Below are 21,703 nucleotides of genomic sequence, written 5' to 3' on the forward strand. Positions count from 1 at the left end.
GTCATCTTTTTGGGTTATGAACTGATTCTGTTATGCTGATACTGTTCGAGGGACATAAGCACCTCACGGGGCTTGCTGCCCTCGTAAGGCCCGATCACGCTTCTTGCCTCCATGGCATCAATTAACCGTGCAGCACGGGTGTAACCGACCCGCATGCGCCGCTGAAGCAGCGACACCGAGGCTTGCTTGGCTTCCAGCACAATCTGGACGGCTTGTTCGTATAATTCATCCTGCGGATCCTGATCCTCCGATAGGGTATCATCCACTTCAGGAACAAGGGATTCATCATAATTCGCTTCACCTTGGCTGCTTACATACTGTACAATTGTTTCTACTTCCTGATCGCTCATGAAGGCCCCCTGGACACGGATCGGCTTGGAAGCTCCCATTGGCAGGAACAGCATATCCCCCCGTCCCAGCAGCTTCTCTGCACCCGGCATATCCAGAATGGTCCGTGAATCCACATTCGAAGATACTCCAAATGCAATCCGCGAAGGAATATTCGCCTTAATCAGTCCGGTAATGACGTCCACGGAAGGACGCTGTGTGGCGATGATCAGATGAATCCCCGCCGCCCGCGCCATCTGGGCAAGCCGGCAGATCGCATCCTCGACATCATTCGCCGCCACCATCATCAGATCGGCAAGCTCGTCCACAATTACTACAATGTAGGGCAATACCGCTGCCGGATTATCTTTCATTAATGTATTATAGCCTTCCATATTACGCGTGCCTGACTTGGAGAACAGCTCATACCGCTTCTCCATCTCCACCACTATCTTCTTCAAGGCAAGACTGGCCCGCTTGGGATCGGTAACCACCGGCGCAAGCAGATGCGGAATGCCGTTATATACATTCAGCTCAACCATCTTAGGGTCAACCATGAGGAACTTCACTTCGTTAGGCTTCGCCTTATACAGGATACTGGTAATAATGCCGTTAATGCAGACGGATTTACCGGAACCGGTAGCCCCCGCTACCAGCAGATGGGGCATTTTGGCCAGATTGCCTATGATCGTCTGACCGGAGATATCCCGTCCGAACGCAATCGACAACCGTGACTCTGCCTCCTGAAAAATCTGCGTCTCCATTACTTCACGCATGGTTACAATTGAGACCTCGGAGTTCGGCACTTCAATACCGATGGCTGACTTGCCCGGAATCGGCGCTTCCATCCGGATATCCTTGGCTGCCAGCGCCAGCGCAATATCATCGGTAAGATTGACGATCCGGCTGACCTTCACGCCGATATCCGGCTGAATCTCGTACCGGGTAACAGCCGGTCCACGGACGACTTCAAGCACCTTCGCCCGGACACCGAAGCTCTCGAGTGTAGCTTCCAGCTTACGGGCCGTCTGCATGTAGTCATTCTGGTCTCCGGCCTTGGCTCCGTTATTAGGCTTGGCCAGCAGCCGGAAGGATGGAAGCTTGTACGGCTTGGGCGGAGGCGGTGGCGGAATTGCCGGAACCACTTCACCATTCTCTGCCGTTCCCAGCAGCCCTTCCAGCTCTACAGGAAGTCCGTCCTCTGCAGCTTCATCCGCAAGTGCAGGATGTCCGGCAGCAGCAGGGAGAGCCTCATCGCCCGCTCCTGTAACAGCACCGCCGCGTGCAGCCGGCGAGAACTCGCTCCACTCCTCCCGGTCCTCCGCATTCAGACCTTCCGAGCGGATGTGCTCGAAGAAGTCGCGGATGATCGGGGTAACCGGCTCCAGATCTTCTTCGGGGAATTCATCCTCGCCGAAATCTTCCGGCGGCATTCCCCTGCCGGCCGCAAGCCCGGATATTATCGGACCGTTCCGCGGTTCTGTCAGGATTACATCCGGCAGTTCCGCGTCATCGTATTCTTCCGGCCCGGGCTGCTGCTCATTACGGGCAGAGCCGCTGAACCAGCCGGCCACTCTTCCCAGCAGGTTCGGCTGTGCACGTCTAGGCAGCTGATTATTATTCTCTTCTTCATCGTCTTCGTAATAGTCATCATCATCTGCCGGCTGCGGTGCAGCAGGTCTGCTGTTTCTTGCAGCTCTGGGCACTACTGGTACCGCCGCAGGGCGGTTAGCTGATCTGAGCTTTATTCCTTCCACCAGCTTAACCGCTCTTACCCGGAGCAGCGTAAACAGCTCCACATACGACAGATTGGTAATCAGCATGAAGCTGATCGCCAGCAGAACAATCATAAGCAGCTTGGCGCCCAGATTGCCGAACAGCCACAGGAGAGCTGCATACTCCAGCGCTCCGATGTACCCTCCGCTGATGTCCTTGCCGAGCATGTACACGCTGCTCTCACCAGCGCCCGGAGACAGTGAACCCGAGAGGTCATTATGTATTTGGGCCAGCACATTGCCCGGATGCAGCATTCCGATCGGTCCCAGCTTCTGCTGCATAGCCGAAATCGTACTCATCAGGCACATGGACAGCAGCAGCAATAGCCCGCCGGTATACCGGCTGTTCCAGGTTGACGGCCATTTACGGTGAATCATGACCATCAGTCCATAGAAAATGCCGGCCAGCGGCAGCACAAAATAGAATCTGCCGAGTAAGTAGCCTGCCATGCTTGAAAGAGAGCGCCCTACAGCAGCTTCACCTGACAAAGCTATGACGGAGATCGTAATAAGCAGAATTCCATAGATTTCATATTTTAAAACGCTGCCCAGCAGCGCTTTTTTCTTTTTCTTTTTTCTTTTTTTAGCCACGCCAGCCACCCCCACAACATTATACCATATAATGGCGTGGCGTACCTATGTTCTCTTTTGTCAGAAAATGCATCTATAGGCAGTATGTTCGCATTTATTTGTCTAATTGAATGACCGATCCTGGAGACAGAGCTGCGTCCAGATACCTGTGGAGCGGACACTGCAGCAGCCTGACAATCCGCGCCTGACCGCCTTCAAGCGGTTCAACCTGCATCAGCATCCCCTGATAACTGACCTCCTGCACCGGCAACGCATAATTAAGTGCACCCTCAAACACCTGCTCCATCGGCAGAATCGTATACAAGGTCATTGAGTCAGTCCTCCCGGCGGCAGATGATCAGGCGAAAGCGAAACGTTTCCCGCAATCATTTGGTTCAGATGGGCCAGAGCAGCTCCTATACCGCCCACCTCGTCCATAAGACCATATTTCACGGCATCCTGTCCGCCGACGGCGGTACCGATGTCACGGTTCAGCTCTCCGGTTTTGAACATCAGGTCTTTGAACTGTGACTCTGTAATGCGGGAATGCGAAGTTACAAATTTAACCATCCGTTCCTGCATCCGTTCCATATATTCGAAGGTTTGCGGCACTCCGATCACGAGACCGTTCATCCGGATCGGATGAATCGTCATCGTTGCACTCTCGGCAATGATGGAGTAGCTGGAGGATACCGCGATCGGAACGCCTATGCTGTGGCCGCCGCCGATTACCACAGTCACAGTTGGCTTGGACAAGGAGGCAATCATCTCGGCAATAGCCAGTCCGGCCTCCACATCCCCTCCGACGGTGTTCAGGATAATCAGCAGCCCTTTGATATTCTTATTCTGCTCGGCGGCAACCAGCTGTGGAATGATGTGTTCATATTTCGTAGTTTTATTATGCGGCGGCAATACGAAATGTCCTTCGATCTGGCCGATAATCGTCATGCAGAAAATATCCGGCTCCCCTGTAGGAACCGCCGTTTGCCCCAGCTCCTTCAGCACCCCCACCGGTCCGGGCAGCACAGGTTCACTGACCCCGGGTTTGATCTCTCCAGGCATAATCTCTTCGTTCTTGCCGCTGTTCATGCTTGCTCCTGTGAAGTCCATTGTGCGCAGCTCTCCCTTTCTGCTTACAGCACCCATCCGCTGCAGCCATACTATCTTCTGGTAGTATTACATTCCGGGGGACTCCCTTATGCAGATCCGGTTATAAAATATGAGTCTGTGTTTGTTCATGTTAATAGGGATCTGTTACGGCACCAAGCACTGCCCCCCGGATATAGGGTTGTCCATTCAAGCTCTTCAGACCTGCGGCAGAGCCGGTGACAACAACTCCCAGAATCCGGATATCTGAAGCGTCAGGCTCAGCCTTATCCTTTGTGAGGTACCGGCTGATCCGCTTATACTCGCTGTAATAATCCTTATGCTGGAGTCCCGTTTGAAGCATTCCGAGAAAGTCCTCCGGCAGTACCTCGTCGCTGTTTGGCCCCGTTCCAAAGCCGTATACGCCTGCGGAAGATGACATCGGCTGCGGATTCACCATTACACCCTCCCCGTCCTCATGAGGTTTCAGATTGAACCAGGAGGATTCATCATAGGTATCCACCCAATACCATACGGGTCTGACCTCCCGGGGAAGCATGCTTTTCACCTCTTCAAAGGAATAGGGTTTGTCAAAAGACAGCGCCATCTCCGCCAGCTCCTCCGGTTCCATTCTGGTAAGCAGGTTAAGGTCATTCAGAATAGCACCACTATATTCCACACCTGGAATGTAGTAAGCCATCTCCTTCTGACCGTTATGCGGGTTATACTGCCGTCTGAACACCTGGCTGTCCGGATTTCCCGGGGGCACTGACTCCTGCAGATTGGTTGTGCCGCCATAAGCGCCAGTGGCAAAAGGAAACCACCACTCGTTGTAATTGAACCATTTCTCATTCCATGGGACGGGTACACCTTCAATGATTTTGTAAGTGCTCATCTCCAGTACTCCCGACAAAAATCCACGGTTATCCCTAAAGCCTGAAGGATATTCATTGGGACTGCTGATCATTAAATATCTCCACTCGCTATAATGGGCCTCTGCGGACCGGCGCTCCATCAGCTTCGCCGCACCGAAGAATATGGCGGTCAGTGTAAGAATAGTAACCAGCAGCGAAATAACAATACTGCGGATTAAGCTTTTGCGTTTGGCTTTTTTCAGTGTTTGGGCCAAATTCTGATCCTCTTGTCCATCCCATGGGGCTGTCATTCAGCCTCACCTCCATAAATATGTTGAAACTGCTGTCTGGCACGGTATAAGGAAGCCTTTACTATCCCTTCTGAGACTCCCAGAAGCGCAGCAATTTGTTTATAAGAGAACTCCATTTCATACTTCAGCAGAATTAGCTGGCGGTTCGCCGGGTTCATCCTGCCGAGGATCTTCTCAATCAGCATTTTTTGCTCCTGCTGCAGCAGGATGGACTCCGGAAGTTCGCTCTCCGGCGCTTCATAATCCTCCATTTCATCAGAATACCGGAACCGTGTCTGCCTCCGGCATAGATCATAATAGCTGTTAATCGCTACCTTATAGAGCCAGGCACTGTACTTATGGCCGTCAATCCCGTCAATATACAGCAAGGCTTTGTATACTGTATCCTGTACGATGTCTTCCGCATCTGCACTTCCGGCACCCAGCCGGATTAAATATCTGCGTATTTCTGCCATTTTGGATTGGAGCAGCTGCTCTTTGTTTCCAGCCCCCACTTTCACACCCCCTTGGCAGTATAACGATTGAGCTTCTTAAATGTTGTGTCCGCTGGCAAAAAATCTTATGGCTGCACAAAAAGCCCCTCCTCCCCAGGAAACCGTCCAATATTTCCGGGGAGAAGGGGCTATTGCCCTGCATATATTCTAAATGAAGCTTTGAATTATACTTCCATGATAATCGGCAGGATCATCGGTCTGCGGCGTGTCTGCTCGTAGAGGAAACGGCCAAGCGAGTCTTTGACACTGGTCTTCAGAGAAGCCCACTCATTGACCTTCTCGCTCATCAGACGCTGCAGCGTACCGGATACAATCCGGTTAGCTTCGTCCAGGAGACCTTCAGACTCCCGCACGTAGACAAATCCGCGGGAAATGATATCCGGTCCGGAGACAATAGCTCCATTCTGCTTGCTGAGTGTTACCACTACAACCAGAATTCCGTCCTGGGACAAGAGCTTACGGTCACGCAGTACGATATTGCCGACATCGCCGACACCAAGTCCGTCAATGAGCACGTTGCCTGCAGTAACCTTGCCGGCTCTGCGTGCTGCTCCTCCGGAAATTTCAATCACTTCGCCAAGCTCTGTGATGAAGATGTTGCTTGGTTCTACACCAACGGACTCTGCAAGAATTGCATGTCTGCGCTGCATACGGAACTCACCGTGAATCGGAATGAAGAATTTCGGCTTCATCAGGTTGAGCATCAGCTTCAGCTCTTCCTGGCTGCCGTGACCGGATACGTGAACACCGGAGTTGGAGCCGCTGTAAATTACATTGGCGCCAAGACGGAACAGTTCATCAATGGTACGGCCTACATACTTCTCATTACCCGGTACTGGTGTAGCTGCAATAATAACAGTATCGCCTGGCATAATGTCTACCTTGCGGTGACTGGAGCGCGCCATACGGGTCAGCGCGGACATTGGTTCGCCCTGGCTGCCTGTGCAAAGCACAACTACACGGTTGCCGGCCATTCTGTTCATTTCTTCCGGTTCAATCAGCATACCGTCAGGAATGTACAGGTAACCGAGCTCGGAAGCAATGGAAACTACGTTAACCATACTGCGTCCGATTACAGTAATCTTGCGGCCTGTCGATTCTGCTGCATTCACCACCTGCTGGATACGGTGCACGTTGGAAGCAAAGGTTGCTACTACTACACGCTGTTCAGCTTTACGGAAAATATCTTCCAGAACAATACCGACATTCTTCTCCGAAGGTGTAAAGCCCGGCTTTTCGGCATTGGTACTGTCAGACAGCAGTGCAAGCACACCCTTCGATCCGATTTCGGCCATCCGGTGCAGGTTCGCAAATTGACCGTTAACTGGCGTGTGGTCGAATTTGAAGTCACCTGTGTGGACAACATTGCCTTCCGGCGTCTCGATGCATACACCGACGGAATCAGGAATACTGTGGTTGGTTCTGAAGAATGTTACCTTAAGCGAGGTGCCAAGCTCAATTTCCGAATCTTCGTTGATCAGAATTCGTTTGGTTTCACCCAGCAGGTTCGCTTCCTTGAGCTTGTTATCCACAAGGCCAAGTGTAAGTCTTGTTCCATAGACAGGAACATTCAGGTTCTTGAGCACATAAGACAATCCGCCAATGTGATCCTCATGTCCGTGGGTAAGCACAATCCCTCTTACTTTGTCACGGTTCTCAGTCAGGTACGAGATGTCAGGTATTACAATATCAATACCGAGCATATCTTCTTCCGGGAATTTCAGACCGGCATCCACGACTACAATGTCGTTGCCGTACTGAATAACGTACATGTTTTTTCCGATCTCGCCGACTCCGCCTAATGCGAATATCGACAATTTATCGTTGTTGTTTTTTTTCGACAAATGAATCTAACCCTCCTATGATGTTGGACGTCATACTTTTATTTGTAAACAATGAGCTTCAATTATTTCAGCGGCGCTGTAGACTTTCTTCAAATTGCTGTTAACTTTCCTTATTCGACAAAGAAATTCCGATAAGTCTGTATAATTGCGCAAGGCGAAACTCCCGAACCGGGCAGTAATATCGTCTTGAAGCGGGCAAACGCCGTCAAAATTTCATCACCGCGCCCCTCGCGCGAAAATCCGGCATGTTTAGCACAGACTTATCCAAGGACCTATCCTGTCTCACAATGTAAAATTACATTGACGGAAGATTACCGCATATTTTATTTTAACCGCACCGAATCACTTAAGGACATTATACATGATTTTTTTGGCAAAAGACAAGTCATCCTGATCCTAGTCCTATTCTTTCCTTAACAAACAGCCATTATTTGAGGAAAAGACAAGCAAAAAAGCGGTATATGGCTTGCGTTTTTTTACATAGTCTTTATACGGATCTGACAAAATAAAAAACCGCCCGCTCTGTAGAGCGGACGGTTAGCGATATATATCTGCTTAAGAAATACTGGATTGATACCTATTTCAGTAAAGCTGCAATAAAAGCTGCTTCCTCTTCCGTCGGAGAAACCAGCGGCAGCCGGACTGAACCTACGTCAATCCCGCGCAGACCCAGCGCATATTTCACCGCCGAAGGATTCGGCAGCGGCTGCGGGCATTCGAACAACCCCTTGAACACAGGAAACAGCGTCCGGTGGAGCTCACCGGCACGGCGGACATTCCCGGAAGTGAAGGCTTCGATCATCTCCAGCATCTGCGCCCCGACAATGTGGCTGGCTACGCTGATAATACCGTGGCCGCCCACAGCAAGCGTGGCCAGACCCGCAGAATCATCCCCTGAGTAGACATGGAAATCATCCGGGCAGGCCGAGGCAATCAGGGTGATCTGATCCACAGAGACGCATTCCTTCGTAGCGACAATGTTCGGAATCTCGGCCAGACGCAGTGTGGTTGAGACACTTAAGCTCACCGTAGTGCGGCTTGGTACATTGTATAAGATGCAAGGCAGCGAAGTCTCGGCGGCAATGGACGAGAAATGCCGGTAGAGCCCTTCCTGATTAGGTTTGTTGTAATAAGGGACGACCAGAAGCACACCGTCCACGCCGATTTTCTCGGCTTCCTTCGTGAGCTCGATGGAATGTCTGGTACTGTTGCTGCCGGTTCCGGCGATGATTTTGCAGCGTCCGCCTGCCTGCTTTTTGACAAAAGAAAACAGCTTCAGCTTCTCATCATCGGTTAAGGTAGGCGATTCACCCGTTGTTCCGCAGACTACCAGCGCAGCGGATTTCTGTTCTTCTATCAGGTAATCGACAAGCCTTGAAGTTGCTTCCCAGTTGATTTCTCCGTCCCCGTCAAACGGGGTTACCATTGCGGTTATTAGTCTTCCGAAATCCACTTTGAATTCCTCCTTGTCAGCGGTGCAATTCAAACTTGGCATGCAGGGCGCGAACCGACTGCACCATATCTTCCTTCTTCACAAGAACCCAAATCGTTGTATTGGAGTCTGCGGATTGCAGAATCTGAATATTTTGCGAGCTGAGCGCTTCAACAATACGGGCCATGATTCCCGGCACCCCATTGATGCCTCCGCCGATAACGGATACCTTCGCACAACCGGACAAGCTCCTAGGACGCAGCCCCAGCTCCTGCAGCACAGAGATTGCTTTCTCCGATTTGTCATCAAACACAGTGTACAGAGCCTCGGATGGAGTCACATTAATGAAGTCTACGCTGATTCCATTATCCGCCATGCTTTTGAAAATCTGCAGCTGTACGCCTGTTCCGTTGCCGTCCGGACATTCCACGGAGATCTGTGTAATGTTGCTGACATACGCAACGCCCGTGACAAAACGGTCAACGACTCCGTGCGAAACATCGCTGAAGCCTTCAGGATGGGTAACAAGCGTCCCTTCCGCTTCGGAGAACGTTGACCGTACACGTACCGGAATCTGAGCCTGCATAGCGATTTCTACAGCCCGGGGATGAATAACCTTGGCTCCCTGATAGGCCATATTGCAGATTTCCGTATAACTGACATAAGTAAGCTGCTTCGCATCTTCGACAATCCGCGGATCAGCGGTCAGAATGCCGTCAACATCGGTATAAATATCCACCATATCCGCACGCAGTGCAGCACCGAGCGCTGTTGCCGAAGTATCGCTTCCTCCGCGGCCAAGGGTTGTGAAATCACCGGCTTCGGTTTGACCCTGGAACCCGGTTACTATTACTACTTTATGCTCACGCAGTTCGCGTAGAATGCGTTCTGTCCGCACATCGAGAATTCTTGCATTGCCGTAGCTGCTATCTGTCACGAATCCGGCTTGCGCCCCCGTAAGCACGGTAGAACGGATCCCTTCCTGCTCCAGCAGTCCGCAGAGGTTGGCCGCCGAGATAATCTCCCCGCAGCACATCAGCAGATCACGCTCGCGGTCGGGCAGCGAGTTCCCGCTTTGTGCCGCCAGATCCAGCAGTGTATCTGTAGCATAAGGCTCCCCTTTGCGGCCCATTGCCGAGACTACAACCACCAGGCTGAACCCGCTGGCCAGCTCCCGTTTGACATGACGGATTACATGTTCTCTGGCCACCGGTGTGGAGAGCGAGGTTCCGCCGAATTTTTGCACCAAAATACCCATTTATAATTCCTCCATTACTTCTCTAAGCAAGCGCTGATAAATACGCAGAATAGCTGTTACCTTCATAGAAAACGGCTCTTGCTGCGCTGGGTGCATACCTTGAAATACTGAATCCAAGTGTTAATCTCTAACCATTCATTCATTGCCTAGCGTATGCAGAACCTCGTCCGAAATCGACTGCAGCAATGCACCAGCCATAATCTTCCCAGCACTTGCCGGAGCGACAATTCCTGGAAGGCCCGGAGCCAGAATTGCCTTAATCCCGCGCTTCTCCGCGTACCGGAAATCACAGCCGCCCGGAGCCGAAGCCAGGTCGATAATTACGCAATGCCCGGGCAGACACGATAGAACCTCCGCCGTAAGCATCATACCGGGAATAGTATTGAAGATCAGATCAGCCTCTTCCACATGAAGCTGCAATGCTCCGGTCATAAAAGGCTTCCAGCCCATCTCTTCTGCGCGGGCATAATGCTCCTGCTTCCTGACCCCCACGGATACCCTGGCTCCAAGGCCTTGCAGGGTCCTGGCCATCGTGAAGCCGGTTCTGCCGATGCCCAGCACCATTGAATTGGAGCCATGTATGGTGAAATCGGTGTTCTGAATGGCTATAACCAGCGCGCCTTCCGCTGTAGGAATGGAATTGTATATCGCCACATCATCCCGGTCCAGCAGCTCCACGAGTTTCAGTGAATGCCTGGTACACAAGGCACGCAAATAATCTTTGGCCATACCAGTATATACTATACAATCTGCCCGCAGCGCCGCGATATGTTCGTCCAGCAGCTGCAGCGGACCGGAGGAATACAGCGCGTTAAGCTTTCCTTCCTCGTCGCATCCTGCCACGGGCAGCACCAGCACATCGGCTGTGCCGAGCAGTTCTGCGGTCATTGGTTCCATACTCACCCCCGGAACCGGAGTCTCCCACTGGTCGAACCCCGCGGCACTTACTGCCGCATTCATCTCTACGCATCTGCGGATCACTTCGAGCTGTCTTGCGTCCCCGCCCAGGAATACGATCCTGATGCCAGTAAGCATAAGGAAGATGCCCCTTTCCTCAACCCTGATCAATGCTCCAGCCTTAACCTGCTGAATAAAGTGTTGAACCGCCCTCAGGATGAGGACGGCAGATATGTTACGTATGTGCTTGGCTGCTGTGAAGAGCCGAAATGCTATGCTGAATGAAACCGTTCGATAATCATAGGCTGCAGCTGGCTGCCTTGCAGGGCTGCATAACAAGCCTCAGGAATAAGGTCCATCCGGGCCACAAGCGAGTTAGGCTTAGCAACCGGATTATCCTGGCCGAATGGCACAAAATAAATATTTTTAGTTACCAGCAGCTTAGCAATATTCGCCGCATTCAGGCCCAGTCCATCGTTGGTGGAGATCGCCAGCACCAGCGGACGCCCGTTGCGCATCTGCGATTTGGCAGCCATCAGCACCGGACTGTCCGTCATGGCATTCGCCAGTTTGCTTGTTGTGTTCCCTGTGCAGGGAGCAATCGTAAGTACATCCAGCAGCTTCGAAGGACCCAGCGGTTCCGCTTCAACAATTGTAGAAATGATATCATTCCCCGTTATATCTTTCAACTGTTTTAACCAATTTTCCGATGTGCCAAAGCGCGTATCCGTGTTCAGCACAGATGCCGATACAATCGGCACCACGTTGGCGCCGCCATCCATGAACCGCTGAATCTGCGGCATTACCTCGGCAAAGGTGCAGTGAGAGCCGGTAATTGCATAACCAACTGTTTTTCCATGCCAATCCATTTATTCGTCCCCCCTGATTGAAGTCTCGCCTGATAACGACTGTACCAGTGCATTAGCCATAATGATTCCGGCGCTCTTGGGGGCCACAATACCGGGAAGTCCCGGTGCCAGCATCGCCTTGATCCCGCGCTTCTCGGCATAGCGGAAATCGCACCCGCCCGGTGCGGAAGCCAGATCGATGATCACGCAGTGCCGCTGAAGACGCGATAGAACCTGTGCGTTAATAATCATGCTTGGAATGGTATTGAAGATCAGATCCGCTTCCGGTACGTGAAGCAGCAGATCTCCGGTCATAAACGGCTTCCAGCCCATTTCCTCTGCCCTTGCGTAATGCTCCTGTTTCCTTACACCAACTTTTACACTTGCACCCATGCCTTGCAGTGCCCTGGCCATGGTGAATCCCGTCCTGCCCATTCCGAGCACCATGGAGGTAGAACCATGGATGGTGAAATCGGTATTCTGTATGGCCATAACCAGTGCACCCTCAGCTGTGGGGATTGAATTGTAAATGGCCACATCGTCCCGGTTCAGCAGCTCCACCAGCTTGAGTGAATGTCTGGCACACAGGCCGCGCAAATAGCTTTTGGCCATGCCGGTATACACGATAGCCCGGGACGGCAGCGCAGCAATATGCTCTTCCAGGAGCTGAAGGCGTTCTGAAGCGAATACCGCATTAATATAACCTTCATCATCGCAGCCGACAGCCGGCAGCACCAGCACATCTGCGCTGCTGAGTAATTCTGCCGACATTTGTTCCAGGTTAACCCCCGGGCTTGGGGCATCCCACTTATCGAATCCGGCAGCGCTTACCGACCCATCCATTTCCACACATTTCCGAATCACTTCAATTTGTCTCGCGTCCCCGCCCAGGAACACGATCCTGATGCCAGTAAGCATAGGGATGACGCTCCTTTCCACATACACATTCGACTATAGAGCATCTTATGCCGTGTGGTGCAGATGGGTGAAGAGCGGAGATGAATTCCAGCCAGCGCCGATATAAATCACTGAGTTTCTGCAATACTCAATCTGTAATCAGCTAAAAATTTAAAATCCACCCTCCCCGACCCCAGCCGCGATCCGGCTAATGCAATTCCCCCTGATATCGAAGCCTATATAACGGTTCAGGATATTATCGATCGCCGGGATGCCCCGCGGGAGAAGCAGTATGAGATAGCTGCGCAAGACAGACTAACGGCTCAGCCAAATAGAAGCTAAAGCATCTAAGCATATGACAAAATATAAAAAAAGCTTGCGGTTACGCACCAGGAAGGTGCAGTTCCGCAAGCTTTTTAAATTAATCATAAATATTGATCGCGCTAATTATTTACCCGTATGTCCAAAGCCGCCGGCGCCGCGCTCCGTTTCAGAGAGCTCACCGACTTCCACCAGCGTTACAGATGGCACAGCCTGGAATACCATTTGGGCAATCCGCTCATTGCGGGCAATCGCAAACGGCTCCTGACCCAGGTTGATCAGCAGCACCTTAATCTCACCACGGTAATCCGCATCGATGGTACCCGGGGTATTCAGGCAGGTGATACCGTGCTTCAGTGCCAGGCCGCTGCGCGGACGGATCTGCGCCTCCAGCCCGTCCGGCATAGCGAGTGAGATTCCAGTGGGGATTAATGCCCGCTCGCCCGGAGCAAGCACCACAGCCTCTACTACAGCGGCATACAGGTCATATCCCGAGGCCTGTTCGGACATTTTGCAGGGCAGCAGCACATCCTCATTCCCGGGAAGCTTGTTAATTTGAACGTAATAAGACAAGATCATCTCTCCTAACATTGGCTATCGCTTTATCTGTTGAGCCTACCATAGCCAGAGATAACGGCTGCGCGAACATAAAGTCCAGCAGCGCATTGATATCCTCCATGGTCACAGCCCCTATTTTGGCAATCATCTCATCGAGGGTATCCTGCCGTCCAAGCATCAGCTCGTTTTTGCCCATCCGGTTCATCCGGCTGCTGGTGCTTTCCAGACTCAGGATCAGACTGCCTTTCAGCTGCTCCTTACCTTTGCGGAGTTCATCCTCACTCAGGCCGTTCACAGCAAGATCGTGCAGCATTTCTTTGATCAGCTCGGTAACTTCTTTGGTCTGCTTCGGCGCTGTGCCGGCATATACGGTGAACAAGCCGCTGTCGGCCTGGGCACTGTGATATGAAAATACGGAGTACGCCAGACCGCGCTTCTCACGGATTTCCTGGAACAGCCGCGAGCTCATGCCGCCGCCGAAGGCATTGTTTAAGAGAGCCATGGGATACTGCAGCGGGCCGCCGCTCTTCACACCGGGCAAGGAGATGCAGATGTGATTCTGCTCTGTTTTCTTCTTGTGGAAGACCAGTTCCCCCTGATAATCCGGTTCAGTCAGCGAAGGCGATTCACCGTGGTTCGCGAACGAGCCAAAATGCTGCTCCAGCAACTCAATCAGCCCGTCATTAATATTTCCGGCTACACTGATGACTGTATTCTCGATCGTATACTGCTCTTTCATGTATGCACGCAGGTCATCCGGCGTCATTTCCAGCAGACGTTCCTTGAGTCCGAGTATTGTGTAAGCCAGCGGGTGTTCGCCGTAGGCAGCGGCACACATCAGCTCATGGACCAGATCATCCGGCGTGTCCTCGCACATGGAGATTTCCTCCAGAATGACATTCTTCTCCTTGGCCAGCTCTTCGGCATCCATCCGTGAACGGAAAAACATATCCGCCAGCACATCCACAGCAATCGGCAGATGCTCATCCAGCACTTTGGCATAATAGCATGTATATTCCTTCGAGGTAAACGCGTTGACGTTGCCGCCAATCGCATCAAACTGTTCGGCGATCTCCTTCGCGCTGTACCGGTCAGTCCCCTTGAAGAGCATATGCTCGATGAAATGGGAAATCCCGTTGTTCAGCGGGTTCTCATTGCGTGAGCCCGTCTTGACCCAGATTCCGAAGGATACGGATCTTCCGGTCGGGATTTTCTCGGTAACCACCCGAAGTCCGTTCGATAATAATATTTTGTCCAATGTAAAATCCTCCTGGCACAGCCCCTGTATCTGTCTGTATTTATTATTCGCGCCTCTTATCCTATCAGAAATAGTCCGTTCACTCAACTTCCGGAGGTGTAATACGCTCTGTTGAGAGTGTCTGACTGACGGTTCCCAGCTGCAGACCCTTGGCTCTAATCCCGCGGATCATTCCCCTCAGTGCTTGGGAAGAGGAGTCTGTAGGGTGCATCAGTACCAGGGTTCCGGGCTCCGCTTTGCTGCTGATCTTGGCAATAACCGAATCAGGAGAAGGATGGCGCCAATCGACCGTATCAAGTGTCCATAATACCGTTTTTAGTCCCAGTGAGGCTGCAATCTCCACCGTCTGCTGATTAAAATCTCCTGAAGGCGGAGCAAACCATTTGTTGGTTACCCCCAGGCTATCCTTCAGCAGCTTCTGTGTCTTCTCAATCTCGGCCGTTGCCCGCGCGCGGCTGAGTGTACTCATGTTGGGATGGGTATAGGCGTGGTTCTCCACTTCATGTCCGCGCTTCAGCATTTCGGCTGCAAGCTCCTTGTTATGACTAAGCCAGCTTCCATCCAGAAAAAAGGTCACCTTGACCTTCTCCGCATCCAGAATATCCAGCATCGGCACAATATACTCGTTCCCCCACGCTACATTAATCATCAGCGACACCATCGGCTTGGCCGGATTGCCCCGGTAGATCGGCTGCGCTCCCAGATCACTCAGCGATACCTTCGGCTCTGTCTGGCGGTACACCAGTTTGAGGCTGTCCGCCGGCCCCCGCAAAAGCGCGTTCCGGTAGGTTGCCTCCACATCCACCTCAAGACCGTTGTACCCCGGTATGGCTTTCCACACCCGGTCAACGACAGCATCAACAGGCTGCGCATTCAGCTCCGCTGCCTTGCCGGCAATCTGCGCGCGCAATTCATCGTTCGTTTGCTTTGGCGCATAGCTCAGCACGGCCTTATCAGCCTGCGGCTTAAGCCCGGCAATCATCTCTTTGACCGGTCCATTCGTGCTGCCGATCCCGATTACTACTGCAATGCAGGCCAGCACAAGCGCTGCTTTGTCCGTCTTCATTGACGTCTTTCCTCCCCGGCAGAAACGGTCTGATCCGTCCCGGCACAAGGGTAGAAGTGCAAGGACGCTTTGTCCCAGCCTATGTATGACAAACGCCGAATATGCATAAACGCATAGAGTGTAGCCCACTGCCATATACAATCCGCAGCTGAGTACTGCCGGTTAATTGCTAGAAAAAAAGAGCCAGAACGGTAATGCTTCTGTCTCTTCCTCATACATTTAATTAGATTACCGGAAAACCGCAGGCGAGGCTATTTCTTACGCCTTCGCTCCGCTTTCCGAAGTCAGCACAGCTTTGCGCGACAGATTGACGCGGCCCTGCTGATCGATTTCGGTTACCTTAACGGTAATGGTATCGCCGATGGCAACAACATCTTCCACTTTAGCCACACGTTCTGTGGACAGCTGGGAAATATGCACGAGGCCGTCTTTACCCGGAATCAGTTCAACGAATGCGCCGAATTTCTCGATACGTCTAACTGTACCGACATAGATTTCGCCGACCTGTACTTCACGCACAATACCTTCGATAATGCCGCGGGCCTTCTGGATCATCTCTTCGTTGGAGGAGCCGATGAAGACACGGCCATCCTGTTCGATGTCGATCTTTACGCCGGTTTCTTCAATGATTTTGTTAATGATCTTACCGCCAGCACCGATAACATCGCGGATTTTGTCCGGATTGATGTTGATGATAATGATTTTTGGAGCATATTTGGACAGGCTTGTTCTTGGCGCAGAGATCGCTTCATTCATTTTACCCAAGATGAACATACGTCCTTCTTTGGCCTGCTGGAGCGCATCCTGCAGAATTTTACGGTCGATGCCGTCGATTTTGATATCCATCTGAATCGCCGTTACGCCTTCCGCTGTTCCCGCTACCTTAAAGTCCATATCGCCGAGGTGATCTTCCATACCCTGAATATCTGTCAGGATGGAGACATGCTCTCCGTCTTTGATCAGACCCATAGCAACACCTGCAACCGGCGCCTTGATGGGCACCCCTGCATCCATCATCGCCAGGATACTGGCACAGATGCTCGCCTGGGAAGTCGAACCATTGGATTCAATGGCTTCCGATACCAGACGGATGGTGTACGGGAATTCAGTTTCACTTGGAATCACTTTGGACAATGCGCGTTCACCCAGTGCGCCGTGGCCGATTTCGCGGCGTCCCGGTGCTCTCAGCGGACGGGCTTCCCCTACGCTGAACGGAGGGAAGTTGTAATGATGCATAAAGCGCTTGGTTTCAGCCGGATCGATTCCGTCAAGAATCTGTACATCCCCCAGCGCGCCCAGTGTACAAACGCTAAGGATCTGTGTTTGTCCGCGTGTGAACAGACCGGAACCGTGTGTACGCGGCAGCAGCGCTGTATCGCATTCAATCGGACGAATCTCATCCAGCTTACGGCCATCCGGACGTACCTTATCATGCGTGATCAGACGTCTTACTTCGTCCTTGACGATATCATGCAGCACTTCCTTAACATCTTTAAGAAGTTCTGGTGTCTCTATGTATTTCTCTGCGAAATACTCCACCGTTTCATTATTAACCAGATCGATAGCATCCTGACGGGCATGCTTCTCGGCAATCTTCACGGCGTCAACCAGACGGCTCTCTGCGTAAGCGCGAACCTGTGCGTTTACATCAGCGTTAACCGCATGCAGCTTCACAGCCATCTTTTCTTTGCCGGCAACGGCGACGAGCTGCTCGATCACAGCTACGATCTTGCGGACTTCATCATGTCCGAACATGATCGCTTCAAGCATTACATCTTCAGTGACTTCATTGGCTTCAGCTTCCACCATCATGATAGCGTCCTTAGTACCGGCTACAACGACATAAATATCGCTGATTGCCTGCTGGGCTACATCAGGGTTGATGATGAATTCACCATTAATACGGCCTACAGCTACGCCCCCGATTGGACCGTTGAAAGGCACATCGGAAATACTCAGAGCAGCAGAAGTACCGATCATAGCTGCGATATCAGGCGCACAGTCCTGATCCACGCTCATAACCAGGTTCAAGACTTGCACGTCATTGCGGAACCCTTCCGGGAACAATGGACGAATCGGACGGTCGGTCAGACGGCTCGACAGGATCGCCTTTTCACTTGGACGTCCTTCACGCTTGATGAATCCGCCCGGGATTTTACCCACTGCGTATAATCTTTCTTCATAGTTCACCGTAAGCGGGAAGAAATCCAGATCTTTAGGCTCACTGGATGCTGTAACCGTACACAATACTGAAGTATCTCCGTACCGCACCATAACGGCTGCGTTCGCTTGTTTGGCCAGACGGCCTGTTTCCAGCACAAGGCGTCTTCCGCCCAGCTGCATTTCCACACGTTGTTCCATAAAACCCCTCCTTGAATGATAGTAATTTTGTTCTGTATGTTCTACAAGCAAAAACGGCTTGTCCTCCATGAGGTGATCTAGCCGTTTTTTGCGAATAATATCCACTTATCTACTGTAAAAGTTTACCCTAAATTTTCAAAAAGCAACCCGGCTGTCCCGCTGTCGCTCGTAAGAAGGACATACGGTATACAACCAGGCTGCTTTAGGGCTCTACTTATGGAATATTAACGACGCAATCCCAGTTTTTCGATCAGGGCGCTGTAACGTCTGATGTCTTTGTTCTTCAAATACGCCAGCAGTTTACGACGTTGTCCAACCATCTTCAGCAGTCCGCGACGGGAATGATGATCCTTCTTGTGCGTACGCAAGTGGTCAGTCAAATTAACGATGTTCTCCGTAAGGATAGCAACTTGCACCTCAGGGGATCCAGTATCGGATTCGTGAGTTTTGTGCTCGTCGATCAATTGGTGTTTACGTTCTTGAGTCAATGCCATCCTGTTCACCTCCTTCATTATAATCGCCAGTAGCCTCGTCACCGTCGGTGAGAACAAGCAACCAAGCTAAGGTTATGCTGCTGTCATTCCAGCAACGTTAATCAGTATAGCACCTTCAAAGACAAAAGTAAACGGCATGTCCGGGAAAGATTAGGAATGATATCCCAGAAGTCCTTTGGCTGTCTCGGCATCTGCGCCGATCTGGGCGATTAAGGCCTGGATGGACTCAAACTTGCGTTCAGAACGGATAAAGGAGACCAGCTCTACCTTAAGCTCCTGCCCGTATATATCTCCCGCAAAATCAAACAGATGCACTTCGAAGCTTGGAGCAATCATCCCGTCATGAAACGTAGGCTTCACGCCGACATTCATCACACCGTACAATACGTCTTCCTTGTAAAATACCTTGACGGCATACACGCCTTTGGCCGGAATGACATAGCGGTCTTCGAGCTGCAGGTTGGCCGTTGGAAATCCGATGGTCCGGCCCCGCTTCTCTCCATGACCTACAATTCCGCGCAGGTGATAACAACGTCCAAACCAGGCATTGGCTTTATCCAGTTCACCGGTCAGCAGGCACTTGCGGATGCCGGAGCTGCTGACCTTCTCCCCTTCGAGAAGAAACGGGGAGACCGTTTCTACATTCATAACACCCTGCCCCAGCTCCCGAAGCGTATCCGCATCACCTTCACCCTTGTAGCCGAACCGGAAGTCGAAACCGACAACGGCGGTTACAATCTGCAGCGGCAGCAGCATTACAGAGACAAAGTCCACCGGGCTAACCCGGGAGAGTTCTTCATTAAATGCAATAATATATAAAATATCAACGCCCATCCCGGCAAGCAGCTCCTGCTTGTCCCTGGAAGGTGTCAAATATCCTTCATAATCACCCTTACCCATAACATCCTTAGGATGGGGATAAAAGGTCATGACAGCTGCAGGTACATCTGCCTGGCGGGCAAGAGCTACAGCAGATGTTATGACGCTGGCATGTCCGCGGTGCAGTCCGTCGAACTGCCCCAGGGCGACTACTTGAGGCTGCGCCCACTCTGCTGCCGTCTCCGGCAACATTGGATAGCTTAAGGTTACGGTTCTCACGCTGTTTCTCACCTACATTCAAAAATAAATTAAATTTAAGCCTGTGCGAACACTTTAACAGGAGCAATTGCACCAGTAGCTTCTAAAGCATAGATGCCCAGAAACTCCCCTTGCAGATCATAGAGCCGGAAATCTCCGTTGCTCTTCACTTCAGGTGCCACAAAGCGGAGCGATAGTCGCTGCCCTTGCAGGGCGGCTTTCTTCTTCTCCTCGGCTACGGTATGTCTGGGCAAATGCGAAATCGCCTCATCGGCGGCAATTAAATGCTCTTCCAGCGTACCTGCTTCCTTATGTTCGGCAATTTGCTCCAGGGTCAGGCAATGACTGGTAGATATCCCTGCCGACATGGTCCGCTCCAGCTTCACCATCACCCCCGGCACTCCAAGCGCACGCCCGATATCCACGCATAGGGTACGGATGTACGTTCCTTTGGAGCATAATGCCCGGAATGTGATATCGGGATAATTGCCGCTCCAGACCATATCCTGCATTTCAATCTCATAAATTTCCACTTCACGGCTCTTACGTTCCACCGTCTTGCCTTCTCTGGCCAGCTCGTACAGACGCTTACCATCCACCTTCACTGCTGAATACATTGGGGGAACCTGTGAAATCACACCTTTGAAGGAATTCAGGACAGCCAGCACTTCAGCTTCCGTAACCTGAACCTCTTCAACTGATTCCGTAATCGTCCCTGTTAAATCCTCTGTATCACTGGCAAATCCCAGCCGCAGCGTAGCAACATACTCCTTGGGAAGCTCCTGGATGTACTCAACCACCCGCGTGGCCCGTCCCAGGCACAGCGGCAGCACTCCGGTCACCTGGGGATCAAGTGTACCGGTATGTCCTATCCGCTTCATGCCGAGAATCCGCCGCGCCTTGGCCACAACATCATGTGAAGTGAACCCTGCCGGCTTATATACGGCCAGAACACCTGTAAGTTCACTCATAGATGACGTTTAACCTCCTCAAGCACCTGCGCTACCGCCTCTTCAAGACTTCCGGTAATGCGGGCTCCTGCAGCACGCGTGTGCCCGCCGCCGCCGAAGACCTGCGCCAGCGCCGCGACATCGACCTTACCTGCTGAACGCAGGCTGGCCTTCACCGCATGCTCATCAATTACCTTGAACAGAATGCCCACTTCAACCCCGCGGATATTACGCGGATAATTGACAATCCCTTCAAGATCCTCGTTGGCCGCATTACAATCCAGCATATCCTGCGGTGTAACATACACCCAGGCAATATCCCCTTCAGGACTGAGCTGCAGTGTACTGAGTGCCCGGTTGAGCACTTTGACCTGCGGAAGAGTCATCTCTTCAAGCAGGGTCTCAGCCAGTTCAGGTCCATTCACGCCCAATGCCAGCAGTTCGGATACAGCTGCCATCACTTTAGGCGAAGTGTTGTTATAGCGGAAACCGCCGGTATCTGTTAAGAGTCCGGTATAAATGGCCGTGGCAATATCGATATCCCATTCCACCTCAAACGTCTTCAGCAGGTCGAACAGAATCTCTGCTGTCGCAGCCGCATCTGGCTTGATAAGCGTTACGGCACCGTAACCATTATTGGTGGGATGATGGTCTATGTTTACGATAAGTGCATCACTGGTGAAATGACGCTGGGTAAGTCCTACACGCTGAAAATCCGCACAGTCGACACAAATGACATTGCTGTACTGGCGCGGCAGTTCGCCCGCAGCAGACAGATTGATAATTTGATCGGCATGCCATAAATATTCCATACGCTGCGGAATCTGGCCCTCGTTCAGCATACAATATTTTTTGCCCAGACATGAGAGAAGCCAGCCCACCGCGAGGGTGGAGCTGACTGCATCTCCGTCCGGCTGAACATGCGACACTACAAGATAATCGTCGTGTTCCAGCAGAAACTTACGGGTCTGCTGGAGACTTTGTTCATAGCTCTGCATTCGCCGTCTCCTTTATGTTCCGTAGCT

19 protein-coding genes are annotated in these 21,703 nt (G+C 51.8%); all 19 read right to left on the reverse strand.

Annotated elements, in window-relative coordinates; genetic code table 11:
* Nucleotides 1-14: 14 nt before the first annotated feature.
* Nucleotides 15-2,693, reverse strand: coding sequence for a DNA translocase FtsK 4TM domain-containing protein (locus GC101_RS03155; RefSeq protein ID WP_171716057.1), 2,679 nt, complete (start codon nt 2,691-2,693; stop codon nt 15-17).
* 94 nt (nt 2,694-2,787) lie between these two features.
* A complete protein-coding gene (locus GC101_RS03160; RefSeq protein ID WP_171716058.1) occupies nt 2,788-3,003 on the reverse strand; it encodes a YlzJ-like family protein in 216 nt (71 codons plus the stop codon).
* Nucleotides 3,000-3,734, reverse strand: coding sequence for a ClpP family protease (locus GC101_RS03165; protein WP_246354168.1), 735 nt, complete (start codon nt 3,732-3,734; stop codon nt 3,000-3,002). The genes GC101_RS03160 and GC101_RS03165 overlap by 4 nt, the downstream gene beginning before the upstream one ends.
* A gap of 178 nt (nt 3,735-3,912) precedes the next feature.
* Nucleotides 3,913-4,923 carry an anti-sigma factor gene (locus GC101_RS03170; RefSeq protein WP_171716060.1) on the reverse strand — a complete coding sequence of 337 codons (1,011 nt, stop codon included), beginning with the start codon at nt 4,921-4,923 and terminating at the stop codon, nt 3,913-3,915.
* The gene (locus tag GC101_RS03175; RefSeq protein WP_343049569.1) at nt 4,920-5,417 is read right to left on the reverse strand and encodes an RNA polymerase sigma factor; all 498 of its coding nucleotides are present in this window, start codon (nt 5,415-5,417) and stop codon (nt 4,920-4,922) included. The genes GC101_RS03170 and GC101_RS03175 overlap by 4 nt, the downstream gene beginning before the upstream one ends.
* Nucleotides 5,418-5,581: 164 nt before the next feature.
* Nucleotides 5,582-7,261, reverse strand: a complete 1,680-nt coding sequence (locus GC101_RS03180; protein WP_039294807.1) for a ribonuclease J — start codon at nt 7,259-7,261, stop codon at nt 5,582-5,584.
* 577 nt (nt 7,262-7,838) lie between these two features.
* Nucleotides 7,839-8,714 (reverse strand): 4-hydroxy-tetrahydrodipicolinate synthase, encoded by an 876-nt coding sequence (dapA, locus tag GC101_RS03185; protein ID WP_171716061.1) that lies wholly within the window; start codon nt 8,712-8,714, stop codon nt 7,839-7,841.
* Nucleotides 8,715-8,730: 16 nt separating this feature from the next.
* Entirely contained in the window at nt 8,731-9,951 is a 1,221-nt protein-coding gene (dapG, locus tag GC101_RS03190; RefSeq protein WP_039294812.1) for an aspartate kinase, read from the reverse strand.
* A gap of 135 nt (nt 9,952-10,086) precedes the next feature.
* Nucleotides 10,087-10,986, reverse strand: a complete 900-nt coding sequence (gene dpsA, locus GC101_RS03195; RefSeq protein ID WP_171716062.1) for a dipicolinate synthase subunit DpsA — start codon at nt 10,984-10,986, stop codon at nt 10,087-10,089.
* A 134-nt stretch (nt 10,987-11,120) separates the two neighbouring features.
* Nucleotides 11,121-11,717 carry a dipicolinate synthase subunit B gene (locus GC101_RS03200; RefSeq protein WP_039294817.1) on the reverse strand — a complete coding sequence of 199 codons (597 nt, stop codon included), beginning with the start codon at nt 11,715-11,717 and terminating at the stop codon, nt 11,121-11,123.
* Entirely contained in the window at nt 11,718-12,614 is an 897-nt protein-coding gene (gene dpsA / locus GC101_RS03205; protein ID WP_042138106.1) for a dipicolinate synthase subunit DpsA, read from the reverse strand.
* A gap of 426 nt (nt 12,615-13,040) precedes the next feature.
* Nucleotides 13,041-13,487, reverse strand: a complete 447-nt coding sequence (dut, locus tag GC101_RS03210; RefSeq protein ID WP_171716063.1) for a dUTP diphosphatase — start codon at nt 13,485-13,487, stop codon at nt 13,041-13,043.
* Complete coding sequence (locus GC101_RS03215) at nt 13,465-14,730, reverse strand: M16 family metallopeptidase (RefSeq protein ID WP_042138111.1); 1,266 nt, start codon at nt 14,728-14,730, stop codon at nt 13,465-13,467. The genes dut and GC101_RS03215 overlap by 23 nt, the downstream gene beginning before the upstream one ends.
* A 79-nt stretch (nt 14,731-14,809) precedes the next feature.
* Entirely contained in the window at nt 14,810-15,796 is a 987-nt protein-coding gene (locus GC101_RS03220; RefSeq protein WP_171716064.1) for a polysaccharide deacetylase family protein, read from the reverse strand.
* 258 nt (nt 15,797-16,054) lie between these two features.
* The gene (gene pnp / locus GC101_RS03225; RefSeq protein ID WP_039294832.1) at nt 16,055-18,157 is read right to left on the reverse strand and encodes a polyribonucleotide nucleotidyltransferase; all 2,103 of its coding nucleotides are present in this window, start codon (nt 18,155-18,157) and stop codon (nt 16,055-16,057) included.
* Between the two features lie 224 nt (nt 18,158-18,381).
* Entirely contained in the window at nt 18,382-18,651 is a 270-nt protein-coding gene (gene rpsO / locus GC101_RS03230) for a 30S ribosomal protein S15 (protein ID WP_019910460.1), read from the reverse strand.
* 150 nt (nt 18,652-18,801) lie between these two features.
* Nucleotides 18,802-19,749, reverse strand: coding sequence for a bifunctional riboflavin kinase/FAD synthetase (locus tag GC101_RS03235; RefSeq protein WP_171716065.1), 948 nt, complete (start codon nt 19,747-19,749; stop codon nt 18,802-18,804).
* A 35-nt stretch (nt 19,750-19,784) separates the two neighbouring features.
* On the reverse strand, nt 19,785-20,699 hold the full coding sequence (gene truB, locus GC101_RS03240; RefSeq protein ID WP_171716066.1) for a tRNA pseudouridine(55) synthase TruB: 915 nt from the start codon (nt 20,697-20,699) through the stop codon (nt 19,785-19,787).
* Nucleotides 20,696-21,676, reverse strand: a complete 981-nt coding sequence (locus GC101_RS03245; protein ID WP_171716067.1) for a DHH family phosphoesterase — start codon at nt 21,674-21,676, stop codon at nt 20,696-20,698. Before GC101_RS03245 ends, truB begins: the two co-directional genes overlap by 4 nt.
* Nucleotides 21,677-21,703: the final 27 nt, after the last annotated feature.

The sequence above is a fragment of the Paenibacillus phytohabitans genome (genome assembly GCF_013141775.1).
Lineage (GTDB): Bacteria > Bacillota > Bacilli > Paenibacillales > Paenibacillaceae > Paenibacillus_AQ > Paenibacillus_AQ phytohabitans.